The sequence below is a fragment of the Rhodospirillaceae bacterium genome (assembly GCA_028819475.1).
In the GTDB taxonomy this organism is placed as follows: domain Bacteria; phylum Pseudomonadota; class Alphaproteobacteria; order Bin65; family Bin65; genus Bin65.
This window is the reverse complement of record JAPPLJ010000072.1, coordinates 1-11,955: the sequence shown is the minus strand read 5'-3', so window position 1 is coordinate 11,955 and position 11,955 is coordinate 1. Positions and strand designations below refer to the sequence as shown.

12 protein-coding genes are annotated in these 11,955 nt (G+C 67.7%); 8 read left to right on the top strand and 4 right to left on the bottom strand.

Annotated features, from left to right (window positions below; all coding sequences use genetic code 11):
* Positions 1-64: 64 nt before the first annotated feature.
* The gene (locus OXM58_21115; GenBank protein MDE0150867.1) at positions 65-151 is read left to right on the top strand and encodes a hypothetical protein; all 87 of its coding nucleotides are present in this window, start codon (positions 65-67) and stop codon (positions 149-151) included.
* Positions 152-516: 365 nt separating this feature from the next.
* On the opposite strand, the gene OXM58_21110 is transcribed toward OXM58_21115, so the two are convergent.
* The 3 genes from OXM58_21110 to OXM58_21100 form a co-directional block, all read right to left on the bottom strand.
* Positions 517-2,127: a phosphoenolpyruvate carboxykinase gene (locus OXM58_21110; protein ID MDE0150866.1), complete on the bottom strand. Its 1,611-nt coding sequence runs from the start codon at positions 2,125-2,127 to the stop codon at positions 517-519.
* Positions 2,128-2,337: 210 nt separating this feature from the next.
* Complete coding sequence (locus tag OXM58_21105) at positions 2,338-3,087, bottom strand: DUF2470 domain-containing protein (protein ID MDE0150865.1); 750 nt, start codon at positions 3,085-3,087, stop codon at positions 2,338-2,340.
* Positions 3,084-3,740 (bottom strand): copper chaperone PCu(A)C, encoded by a 657-nt coding sequence (locus tag OXM58_21100; GenBank protein ID MDE0150864.1) that lies wholly within the window; start codon positions 3,738-3,740, stop codon positions 3,084-3,086. The genes OXM58_21105 and OXM58_21100 overlap by 4 nt, the downstream gene beginning before the upstream one ends.
* 232 nt (positions 3,741-3,972) lie before the next feature.
* On the opposite strand from OXM58_21100, the gene OXM58_21095 reads away from it, so the two are divergent.
* Both OXM58_21095 and OXM58_21090 read left to right on the top strand, forming a co-directional pair.
* Positions 3,973-4,665 carry a response regulator transcription factor gene (locus tag OXM58_21095; protein MDE0150863.1) on the top strand — a complete coding sequence of 231 codons (693 nt, stop codon included), beginning with the start codon at positions 3,973-3,975 and terminating at the stop codon, positions 4,663-4,665.
* Between the two features lie 36 nt (positions 4,666-4,701).
* Complete coding sequence (locus tag OXM58_21090; protein ID MDE0150862.1) at positions 4,702-6,465, top strand: stimulus-sensing domain-containing protein; 1,764 nt, start codon at positions 4,702-4,704, stop codon at positions 6,463-6,465.
* 63 nt (positions 6,466-6,528) lie between these two features.
* Here the strand turns inward: OXM58_21090 and OXM58_21085 are convergent, their stop codons facing one another.
* Positions 6,529-7,428 carry an AEC family transporter gene (locus OXM58_21085; protein MDE0150861.1) on the bottom strand — a complete coding sequence of 300 codons (900 nt, stop codon included), beginning with the start codon at positions 7,426-7,428 and terminating at the stop codon, positions 6,529-6,531.
* Positions 7,429-7,543: 115 nt separating this feature from the next.
* Between OXM58_21085 and OXM58_21080 the strand changes: the two genes are divergently transcribed.
* The 5 genes from OXM58_21080 (at position 7,544) to OXM58_21060 (ending at position 11,687) form a co-directional block, all read left to right on the top strand.
* A complete protein-coding gene (locus OXM58_21080; protein ID MDE0150860.1) occupies positions 7,544-8,050 on the top strand; it encodes an HPr kinase/phosphatase C-terminal domain-containing protein in 507 nt (168 codons plus the stop codon).
* A gap of 65 nt (positions 8,051-8,115) precedes the next feature.
* Positions 8,116-9,096, top strand: coding sequence for an RNase adapter RapZ (gene rapZ, locus OXM58_21075; GenBank protein ID MDE0150859.1), 981 nt, complete (start codon positions 8,116-8,118; stop codon positions 9,094-9,096).
* Between the two features lie 67 nt (positions 9,097-9,163).
* Positions 9,164-9,583: a PTS sugar transporter subunit IIA gene (locus OXM58_21070; protein ID MDE0150858.1), complete on the top strand. Its 420-nt coding sequence runs from the start codon at positions 9,164-9,166 to the stop codon at positions 9,581-9,583.
* A gap of 19 nt (positions 9,584-9,602) precedes the next feature.
* Positions 9,603-9,875, top strand: coding sequence for an HPr family phosphocarrier protein (locus tag OXM58_21065; protein MDE0150857.1), 273 nt, complete (start codon positions 9,603-9,605; stop codon positions 9,873-9,875).
* Between the two features lie 93 nt (positions 9,876-9,968).
* Positions 9,969-11,687 carry a long-chain fatty acid--CoA ligase gene (locus OXM58_21060; protein MDE0150856.1) on the top strand — a complete coding sequence of 573 codons (1,719 nt, stop codon included), beginning with the start codon at positions 9,969-9,971 and terminating at the stop codon, positions 11,685-11,687.
* Positions 11,688-11,955: the final 268 nt, after the last annotated feature.

Genomic DNA, 11,955 nt, shown 5'->3' with positions numbered 1-11,955 from the left:
AGCGGAAACCGCTGGATTGAGCGGCGGTTTGTGACTATTCGCTATAATTCCCTATCTCTCGGATATCGAAAACGGGAAAAAACCGGGGTCGGTCAAGGCGTTGAAGCGTATTGCCGATGCGCTCGGCCTGACGGTGGACGACCTGATCTAGGCTTGCCCCCGCCGCGCCAGAAAGGAACCAGCCGTCGCGTCTATCGAACCCCGTGGCCGGGCGATCCGCGGGTGAACATCCAGAACGACAAGGGCAAGGCGAAACCGTATCAGGTCCGCCAGGTCATCAAGGCGATCGAGAAACTGGAGGGTATCGGATGATTGACCGTTACACCTACCGGATCACCTGGTCCTCCGAAGACGGGGAACATGTCGGCCTGTGCGCCGAGTTCCCGTCGCTGAGCTGGCTCGCCCCCACCCCGGAGAAGGCCCTGTCCGGCGTCAGGCGGCTGGTGCGCGGTATTGTGGCGGACGTGAAGGAATCCGGAGACGGCCCGCCGGAACCCTTGACGGACGACCGGCGCCCTACGCCGCCGCCCGGATCGCCGCCTTCTTTACCGCCTCGCCGACGAAGGGCTCGAAGCGGGTGAAGTTGTGCTCGAAGCGCCGGGCGACGTCGCGGGCCATGCTGTCGTAGGCGCCTTTGTCGGCCCAAGCGCTCTTCGGGTTGAGCACGTCGGTCGGCACGTCCGGGCAGGCCTGGGGCACCAGCACGCCGAAATTCGGGTCCGGCGCGACATTCACCGTCGCCAGCGTGCCGTCCAGGATCGCCCGGATCATGGCGCGGGTGTGGGCGATCTTCATGCGTTCGCCGACGCCGTAGGCGCCGCCCGACCAGCCGGTGTTGACCAGCCAGCATTTCGCGCCGTGGGTCTCGATCTTGTCGCCGAGCATCCGGGCGTAGACCGAGGGATGGCGCGGCATGAAGGGCGCGCCGAAGCAGGTCGAGAAGGTCGCCTGGGGCTCGCTGCCCACGCCTCTCTCTGTGCCGGCAACCCGGGCGGTGTAGCCCGACAGGAAATGGTACATTGCCTGTTCCGGCGTCATGATCGAAACCGGCGGCAGGACGCCGAAGGCGTCGGCCGTCAGCATGACGATGTTTTCGGCGTGGCCGCCGCGGCCGGTGCCGCTGGTGTTCGGGATGAAATCCACCGGATAGCTGGCGCGGGTGTTTTCGGTCAGTGTCGCATCGTCGAGGTCCGGTATCCGGGTTTCCGGATCGAGCACGACGTTTTCCAGCACAGTACCGAAGCGCCGGGTTGTCTCGAAGATTTCCGGTTCGGCCTCGGCGGACAGGCGGATCACCTTGGCGTAGCAGCCGCCTTCGAAATTGAATACGCCGTTGGACGACCAGCCGTGCTCGTCGTCGCCGATCAGCGTGCGCGACGGGTCGGCTGACAGCGTCGTCTTGCCGGTGCCGGACAGGCCGAAGAAGATCGCGGCGTCGCCGCGCGCGCCGATATTGGCCGAGCAGTGCATCGGCAGCACGTTGCGCTCCGGCAGCAGATAGTTGAGCACCGCGAAGACGGACTTCTTGATCTCACCGGCATATTCGCTGCCGCCGATAATCACCATGCGCTGGCTGAAATCGACCAGGATGAAAGTGCTGCTGTTCGTGCCGTCTTTTTCCGGGTCGGCCAGCACCGACGGCGCCTGGAGAATCGTGAACTCCGGCTCGAACCCGGCCAGCGCGTCGGCCGGCGGGCGGATGAACATGTGGCGCGCGAACAGGCTGTGCCAGGCGCATTCGGTGATCACGCGGACCCGCAGGCGATAATCCGGATCGGCGCCCGCGTAGCAATCCTGCACGAACACGTCGCGGTTCGACAGGTAATCGGCGATCCGCTCGCGCAGCCTGTCGAAGGCCGCGCGGTCGATCGGCTTGTTGACGGCGCCCCAATCGACCGAGTTTTCGGTTTCGGCGTCGCGCACGGTGAACTTGTCGTTGGGCGAGCGGCCGGTATGCTCGCCGGTCACGGCCACGAGCGGGCCGCCATGGGCCAGCCGGGCTTCGTTCCGCTGCAACGCCTGCTCGTACAACTCCGCCACGCCGAGGTTCCAGAACTCCGTCCCGCCGGTGCGGATGCCCTGTTTGTCGAGCCCGAAACGGCTTGCAACAGCTCCGGTCTGCGCCACCTTCAATCCTCCACCAGCGGCCGATGTCGTGAATGCCGGGCCTTTATCGGCGCCTCTGCGAAGCGCCCGAAACGGCCGTCGCCGACGCAGCGTGCCTGCGCAATTCGCCCCAGCCTTGCGGGAAAACTGCCAGCCCCGACGGCGCATTGCAACGCCTGTTTGCGTCGTGCGGGCGTTGCGGCAAAAGGAACGGAACCGCTTGTGTGGCGGTCAGGACGGCGGGCTGCCGGTGCGCGCCCGGCGGACCAGCGCGACCAGCGCCCTGCGGGCATCCTCCGGCGTGAGGACCGCGGCATCGAAGGCCAGGCGCGCGACCTCGCCGCCGTTGCGCAGGTCGATGCCCCAGGGATCGATCCCGGTCATCCGCCACGGCCCGGCCCGGCGGCCGAGCAGCCCGGTCGCGTAGGCCGCCACGGCATCGGCATGATCGTCGTTCATATGGGCGACGATTTCAGCTTCCGCGGCGCGCAGCGGATCCGCTTCCGCAAGGCCGGGCGGCCAGTCGGCGCCGTCGAAGGTGGAAATGCGCCCGAAGCCGCCGACCAGGTGCACGGCGCTGACCGTCATGCGGAAGAAATCGAAATCGCCGAAATCGGCATACCCTGCAGCTTCAGCGTGACGCGCCAGGAAGCGCGCCCGATGTGCGGGATTGTCGGACAGCGCGACTGTGCCGCGAACGGTGACGCGGTCGCCGGCCAGCGGGTCGGCCAACAGATCGGACGCCGCCGCATCGCGCCGCCCCTCGCCGGTCATCAGCAGCGCCGCGGCCGGATTCTCCGCCAGGTTCCTGCGGTGCCGGGCGAGGCGGGAGAGCAGGAGGATGGGCGACAAATCCCCGTCCAGAGCGACGGTCACGAGGGAAGCGTGCGGCGGGCCGCCGTCCGGATCGAGCGTCGCCAGGCTGGCGACGGCGCTGGCGCGCGCCAGTTCCCGGGCGAAATCGAGATCGTCGCCGCTCATTGGCGCTCGGCCGGCGTTGTGTCGGGTGCACCCTGGGGCGGCGACCCGGTTCTCCGGGGCATGATCTTTTCGATGATGGCCGAGGCGTCGTTCGCCGACAGGACGCGCGCCTTCACGGTGATTGCGCCGGCCTGCTCGAAGGTCAGCGTAATCCGCACGGTGCCGCCGACGCTCAGGATGCCGCGCAGCCCGACCAGCCTGAGGTGAGACGCCGCTGCCGTCAGTTCGGTCGCCGTTCTCGCGGGCGCGGGGATGGCGTCGACCCGGCCGGTATCCCAGGTGCCGCTCCCGGGTACGGGGCCGCGCAGTTCGACGCGCTTGGAGAGCGGCGTCGATGCGTCGATCAGTGCGTCGGCGCTCTCGCCGGCGTTGTCGATCCTGAGATAGGCCGCGCCGTTGCGCTTCGTCGACTGGTGCGCCCAGACATCGCCGACCGTCAGGTCGCCCAGCCGGTAGACCGCCGGTTGCCCGGTCTTTTCCGGCGCCGACGGATCCGCAGGCTGCTGTGCTTGCGCCAGCGCCGCCGGCGCCGCGGCGGCGAGTCCCGATACGCCGGCCGCGAGGACGCAAACCGCGATCGCGGCGAGGGCGGCGGACCTGCCCGCCACCGGCCCGGCCAACGATGCGTCGAATTCTCGGAATGGGTCTGCCATCGGTCAACCCGGCCTGCTCTCGGCCAAACCGTGCCCGGGACGGGCCGGAGAGGATTCACCGGCCGGCCGGTGAATGGTAGGGTAACCGAATCCGCGATCGCGCACCGCCGCAAAATCGCCCGACTTGGGGATAAGATTGGCCGTTGTCGCGGCTCGCTGCGGCGGCGCCAGCCGAAATACGCCCGAAACCCGGCCCGGAGCTGGTCACGAGAATCAACCGAGCGGAACGCCGATGAAACACACGATCGCCGTGGTCGACGACGACCGCAATATCCTGACCTCGGTCTCGATCGCGCTCGAAAGCGAAGGTTTCGAGGTCCGGACCTACAAGGACGGCGCCGAAGCCCTCGCCGGCATTTCCGCCCGTCCGCCGGATCTTGCCATCCTGGACATCAAGATGCCGCGCATGGACGGCATGGAACTGCTGAACCGCATCCGCAACCAGTCGCGCCTGCCGGTCATTTTCCTGACGTCGAAAGACGACGAGATCGACGAGGTGCTCGGCCTGCGCATGGGCGCTGACGACTACATCACCAAGCCCTTCTCCCAGCGGCTGCTGATCGAGAGGATCCGCGCCGTCCTGCGCCGGGCCGAAGCGGAGGCCGCAGGCCCCGAGGCGGACACGGTCATCGTCCGCGGCCCGCTGGTCATGGACCCGGACCGGCACCGCTGCACCTGGCACGACGAGCCGGTCCAGTTGACCGTTACGGAATTCCTGCTTCTCCAGTCGCTCGCCCAGCGCCCCGGCCATGTCAAGAACCGGGACCAGCTGATGGACGCCGCCTATGGCGAAAACATCTATGTCGACGACCGCACCATCGACAGCCACATCAAGCGGCTGCGCAAGAAGTTCAAGACCGTCGACGAGGGCTTCGACAGGATCGAAACGCTTTACGGAATCGGCTACCGTTACGCCGAAACCTGAGGGCGCCGGCACCGCCGCGCGCCACGGCAGGGTGCAATGCCGGACGATTCGGGACTGAAATCGGCAGGGGTTTACGGCACGGCACCGGCGGCGCGCCGGTCCGCATCGTTATTCTCTGCCGGGGAGCCGGAACGGGAAGACGGCCGCCACAGCCCCGGCGCGTTCGGCCGCCGGCGGTTTTCCCGGCTCACCCTGCGCATCCTGGCCATCGGCATCTTCCCTCTGGCCACGATTTTCGGCGGACTGATGTATCTCGGCGTCTACGAGCGCAGCCTGGTCGACGGGCGGCTTCTGGCGCTCGGCACCGAAGCCCGGATGATCGCCGGGGCCCTGGGCGAAACCGCCGTGCCGCCAGGCGATCCGGAGACCACCGAGATCGAGATCGAAACCGCCCGCAACGTGCTGCGCCGGCTTGTGCGGCCGACCCGGGTGCGTGCCCGGCTGTTCAGCCGCGACGGCGTGCTCATCGCCGACAGCCGGGCGCTGCTGGAGCGCGGCGGGGCGGTCAGACAGGAAACCCTGCCCCCGCCTGAAGGACCGAGCCGGGTCCTGGGAGTCCTGACCGACGTCTACGACTGGTTTTTCTTCCTCCTTTCCCAGGGGCGCGACCGGGCCGCCGTCTACCGGGAAACGCCGTATGAAAGCGCCGCGGACTATGAGGAAGTCCGGCGGGCGCTGGACGGCGACGACGCCAGCATGGTGCGGGTGTCGGAACGCGACCGGCTGATCCTGTCCTTTGCGATCCCGGTCCAGCGCTACAAGAACATCTACGGCGCGCTGATGCTGTCGATCTCCAGTGCCGGGATCGACCGGTCTGTCAGGGAGGTGCGTCAGGATATCGTCCAGGTCTTCGGCATCGTCTTCATTCTGTCGCTGCTGCTCTCCTTCTATCTGGCGCGCGCCATCTCGCAGCCGATCGCCCGCCTCGCCGCGGCTGCAGACCGGATGCGGCAGCTGCGTACCCGGTCGGCGGCCATACCGGCCTTTCCGGACCGCCGCGACGAGATCGGCGACCTTTCGGCGGCGCTGGGCGACCTGACCACCGAACTGTTCGACCGCATGGACGCCATCGAACGCTTCGCCGCCGACGTTTCGCACGAATTGAAGAATCCGCTGTCGTCGCTGCGCAGCGCGGTGGAAACGGCGGCGCGGATCGACGATCCGGAAAAGCAGAAGCGCCTGATGGCCGTCATCGAACAGGATGTCGACCGGCTCGATCGGCTGATCACCGACATCGCCAACGCGTCGCGCCTCGATGCCGAACTGGCCCGTCTTGCACCCGGTCCGGTCGATCTGCGGCAGCTGCTCCACACCCTTGCGGCGGTCTACCGGACGACGGCGAAGGACGGCGCGGCGGAAATCCGCCTCGACCTGCCCGAAAGCGGCAGCCTCATCGCCCAGGCGGTCGAGGACCGGCTGGTCCAGGTGCTCCAGAACCTGGTTGCCAACGCGGATTCCTTCTCACCGCCGGACGGAACCATCCGGATCGCGGCGGCGGCCGGGAAGAGCAGCGTGACCGTGACGGTCGAGGATGAGGGGCCCGGCATCGCCCCGGGCAAGGAAGAAGAGATATTCGAACGCTTCTATTCCGAACGGCCCGCGGGCGAAGCCTTCGGCCAGCATTCCGGCCTGGGGCTGAGCATCAGCCGGCAGATCGTCGAGGCGGTCGGCGGCGCGCTTCGGGCCGAGAATATTCCGGGCCCGGACGGATCGGTCCGCGGCGCGCGGTTTACGATCACCCTGCCCCGCCTGTCCAGCGCCCGGATGCCCGGGAATGGCGGAAACGGCGTGACGGCCTGAGGCGCCGTCCTTCGGGTTTCGTCCGAACACGGCGCAGGCCGTGACCGTGGCGGGACATCCGGGCTAGCGCCAGGGCAGCAGGCCCGGGTCGATCGCGACGGCGACGATGACGGGCAGGACGGCAAAGGCCAGCAGCGTGGAGACGAACACGACCCCGGCGACCGCCTCCGGATTGCGTTCGTAATAGGACGCCCAGAGATAGTTGAACACCGCCGCCGGCATGGCGCACTGGATCAGCAGCACGCCGCGCGCCAGATCCGGCAGACCGAGCGCCGCGCCCATGCCCAGGCCGATCGCAACCCCGATCGCGATGCGCACCACGGCGTAGAACAGGCTCTTGCCGAGGCCGCTCACGCGCAGGCTGGCCAGCGACACGCCCATCGCGATCAGCATGAGCGGAATAGCGAAGCCGCCGAGCAGTTCGAAGGCATTGGCGAGCGCCCTCGGCATCGGCCAGTCGAGCGAATTGAGCACCAGCGCAAGCCCGATGGCCCAGATGACCGGCGACAGGATCGCCGTTTTCAGCGAGAACCGGCCGGCGACGATGAACTGGCCGACGGTGAACTGGCCGACGGCGCCGACGGCGAAATAGGCGATGGCGAGCGCCAGTCCGGGTTCGCCGAAGGCGAACAGGCACAACGGCAGGCCCAGGTTGCCGGCGTTGGCGAAACCGAGCGGCGGGCCGTAGGTGCGGAAATCGTCCCCGGTCAGGCGGGTGAGCGCAAAGGCGATCACGAAAAAGACGAATATGGAAAGGAACGCCGCCCCGGTCATGGTCCAGAAGGCGTCGCTCTCGAGGCGCAGGCCGGTCAGCGTCGCGACGATCAGGCAGGGCGTGCCGATGTTGGTTACCAGCCGGGTCACCATCCGGGTGTCGAACGGCCGGCCCGTGCGGGCCCAGCCGTAACCGATTCCGGCGCAGATCAGCACCGGCAGGATAACCTCGATCAGACGCAGCAGCATGGCAGCCTGTTACGCGACGGCGGCATGCCGGTAAAGGGCGGCAACCTGCCCCCTTTTCCGCGCCCGGACCGCCGTGCAAGCGTTTCGGTCATGACGAACGATCCTTTACGCAGCCGTGGCGCGCCGACAATCGACCGGAAATCCGCCTGAACCCGCCGCCCCGCCGGCGGGCAAGGGAAGCGGCGCGCAGGAAGCGGCGCTGCACGCGACCTGCGTCGCAATCGACGGGCGCGGCGTCGTGCTGACCGGCGAGAGCGGCGCCGGCAAGTCGGCGCTGGGGCTTCAGTTGATCGACGGCGGCGCCATGCTGGTGTCAGACGACGTCACGGTCCTGAGCCGCGAAGGGCCGCGGCTGATCGCGCGGGCGCCCGACCGCGGCGCCGGGCTGATCGAAGCGCGCGGCAACGGCATAATGCGGCTGGCCTTCGTCGACCAGGCGCCGATCGCCTTTTTCGTCGAGGTCGGCGCGCTCTCCGGCGAGCGCCTGCCCGAGCCGGCGTACCGGACGGAACTGGGCGTATCGGTGCCGCTGCTGCGCGCCGATCCGGGGAATCCGGCCTCGGCCGCGCTGATCCGGCTTGCTGTCGTCCACGGCCCGCCGCATATTCCCGACCGGGTTTAGGCCGGGGTCCAGGCGGCCGCGCGTCTGCGACCGGAAAGGACCGGAAGGGTGCATCGCTTCGGTCCATGACGAAGCCTCGCAACAGTCGGGAACAGGCGCCCGCCGGCAAGTCGCCGGGGCCGCGGCTGCTCGTGCTGGTCACCGGCTTGTCCGGCGCCGGAAAGTCGACCGCGCTCGCCGCGCTCGAAGACATCGGTTTCACGGTCGTCGACAACCTGCCGCTCGCCATGCTCGACGGGTTCGTCGGACCCGGCGGCACGGATCGCAAAGGACACCGCAAAGGACAGGGCGAGCAGCCGGTCGCCCTGGGAATCGATGTCCGGGCACGGGATTTCGATACGGCGGCCATGGAAGCTGCCGCACGGCGCATCCTGGCGCGCACCGATATCGACGCCCGGCTGATTTTTCTGGACTGCGCCGATGATATTCTGGTGCAGCGTTACTCCGAAACCCGCCGCCGTCATCCGCTGGCCCGCGAGCGGCCGGTGCTGGACGGCGTCCGCCTCGAACGGCAGATGATCGCGCCGCTGCGCAGCCTCGCCGACCCGGTCATCGACACCACGGACGAGACCGTCAACACCCTGCGCCGGCGGGTGCAGGACCGCTTCCCGGACGGCGGCGGGCGGCAGCTGTCGGTCTTCGTCGAGAGTTTCGGCTACGGCCACGGCGTCCCGCGCCACGCCGACCTGGTTTTCGACGTCCGTTTCCTGCGCAATCCCCACTATGTCGAGAGCCTGCGGCCGACCACCGGACTGGACGCGCAAACCGGCGACTACATCGCCGGCGATCCGGATTTCCAGCCGTTTTTCGACCGACTGACCGACATGCTGGCTCTTCTGCTGCCGCGCTATCGCGCCGAGGGGAAGAGCTATCTCACCATTGCCGTCGGCTGCACCGGCGGGCGCCACCGGTCGGTCTATGTTGCGCAACGCACGGCGGCCTGGCTGGCCGGCCGGGACTGGCCCTACACCCTGCGCCACCGCGACCTGGGCCGGGACGGCCCGGGACGGGACGACCACGAGGATTATCCGGCGCATCCGGCATGACGGCTCGCTTCCACCGCGACGGGACATGGACTAATCTTCGCCGCCTGAGAAGACCGAAGGAGCGCCCATGATCGGGTTGGTTCTGGTGACCCACGGCCGGCTGGCGGAAGAGTTTCTCGCCGCCCTGGAACATATCGTCGGACCGCAGGAGCAGACGGCGGCCGTCTGCATCGGCCCGGACGACGATATGGAACAGCGCCGCAGCGACATCCTCCGGGAGGTCGAGGCGGTCAACTCGGGCGACGGCGTCGCGGTGCTCACCGACATGTTCGGCGGGACGCCGTCGAACCTCGCCATTTCGATCATGGAACCGGCGAAGGTCGAGGTGCTGGCCGGGATCAACCTGCCGATGCTGATCAAGCTGGCGGCGACGCGGGGCGAAGAAGGTCCGGGCGAAAACGATCTGAAGGCCGCCGTGACCGCCGCCCAGGAAGCCGGGCGCAAGTATATCAACATCGCGTCGGCCCTGTTGAGCGACAAGGACTGAGCGCGGTCCGGCAACGCAAATGCCACTCCGGACCGCGCAGATCGTCAATCGCAAGGGACTGCACGCGCGCGCCGCCGCCGCCTTTGCCAGGACGGCGGGGCACTTCGCCTGCGATGTCCGGGTTTCGCGCAGCGGGACGACGGTTTCCGGCCATTCCATCATGGGGCTGATGATGCTGGCGGCGGCGCAGGGCACGACGATCGATATCCGCGCCGAAGGTCCGGACGCCGGCACCGCGCTCGATGCCCTGGAAAGGCTGATCGCCGGCGGTTTCGGCGAGGGGCCGGGATAGGCCGGAATTTAGGGTGTCCGCTTTCAAATTTCTCCGACATGCACTAGCGTAAACGGTGCAATCCGAACGGCCAATGCTGTGGGGGGATTGAAAATGGCTACCGAAACTGACAGCGCTGCGTCCGGCAAACCCTGGTTGAAGACATATCCCGAAGGCGTCGACTGGCAGGCGCCGCTCGATATTACGCCCCTGTGGGAAAATCTCGACGGCGCCGTCGCCCGCTTTCCCGATCTCAACCTGCTCGATTTCCTCGACCGCAAGTTCACCTACCGCCAGATCGGCGACCTGGTGAACCGCGCGGCGAAGGGTTTTCAGGACATCGGCGTCGGCAAGGGCGTGAATGTCGGCCTGTTCCTGCCGAACTGCCCGCAATTCGTCGTCTGCTACTACGGCATCCTGAAGGCGGGCGGTACGGTGGTGAACTATTCGCCGCTCTATTCGGAACCCGAGCTGGAATACCAGATCGAGGATTCGCACACCGACATCATGGTCACCCTGAATGTCGAGGCGCTCTATCCCAAGATGGCCAGCCTGCTGCCGAAAACGCGGCTGAAGAAGCTGGTGATCGGCACCATCGCCGAAGTGCTGCCCTTCCCGAAGAGCCTGCTCTATCCGCTCGTCAAGCGGAAGGAGATCTCGAAGGTGCCGCAGGACGACAGCCACGTCCGATTTGCCGACCTGACGGCCAATAGCGGCGACTTTGCGCCGGCCGAGGTCGATCCGCAGGAAGACGTCGCCGTGCTGCAGTATACCGGCGGCACCACCGGCGTTTCCAAGGGCGCCATGCTGACCCACGCCAACCTGATGGCGAACGTCCAGCAGGCCTATCTGTGGAACACCTCCATGGAGGAAGGCAAGGACGTGTTCATGGCCGTCCTGCCCTTCTTCCACGTCTTCGCCATGACCTCGGTGATGAACCTGTCGATCCGCTCCGGCGCCGAAATGATCGTCCATCCGCGCTTCGTGCTCGACGACGTCATGCGCGACATCGACAGGAAGAAGCCGACCGGCTTCCAGGGCGTGCCGACCATGTACAACGCCATGTCGAACCATCCGAAGATCGCGCAGTTCGATCTCCGGTCGATCAAGGCCTGCATTTCCGGCGGCGCGCCCCTGCCGGTCGAGGTCAAGGCCCAGTTCGAGGGCCTGGCCGGCTGCACGGTCATGGAGGGCTACGGCCTGACGGAGTGCGCGCCGAGCGCCGCCTGCAATCCGCTGGAGGGCGTCAACAAGGCGGGCTCCATCGGCATGCCGCTGCCCCATACGGAGCTCGTCATCACCGACCGGGAGGACCCGCACAAGATTCTCGGCATCGGCGAGGACGGCGAGATCTGCATCAAGGGCCCGCAGGTGATGAAGGGCTACTGGAACCGGCCCGAGGCGACCGCCGACACCATCGTCGAGGGCCGGCTGCGCACCGGCGACGTCGGCTATATGGACGAGGACGGCTACACCTTCATCATCGACCGCATGAAGGACCTGATCCTGTGCGGCGGCTTCAACGTCTATCCGCGCCATGTCGAGGAAGCGGTCTACCAGCACCCGTCGGTGGAAGAGGTGACGGTAATCGGCATCCCGGACGACTATCGCGGCGAGAGCCCCAAGGCCTTCGTCAAGCTGAAGGAGGGGGCCGAACCGGTCGACGAGGCCGGCATGATCGAGTTCCTCAAGGAACGGCTCGGCAAGCATGAGATTCCGGGTGCGGTCGAGTTCCGCACCGAACTGCCGAAAACCCTGATCGGCAAACTGTCGAAAAAGGAACTGGTGCAGGAGGAACGCGAAAAATACGAGGTGCGGAAGGCGGCGGACTAGGCCGGCCGGAGCGTCGTGTGTCGGTTTGAAAGAACAGGGTATGCGGCGGCACGAAAACGCTCGTCTCTCCGCACCCTTCCCCGGGGGTTTTGGGGGGGGGGCCCGGGGGGGGCGCGGGGGGGGGGGGGAGGGGGGGGGGGGGGGGGGGGGGGGGGGGGGGGGGGTGGGGGGGGGGGGCGGGGGCCGGCGGGGGGGGGCGGGGGGGGGCGGGGGGGGGGCGGGCGGGGGGGGGGGGGGGGGGGGGGGGGGTGCGGCGGGGGGGTGGGGG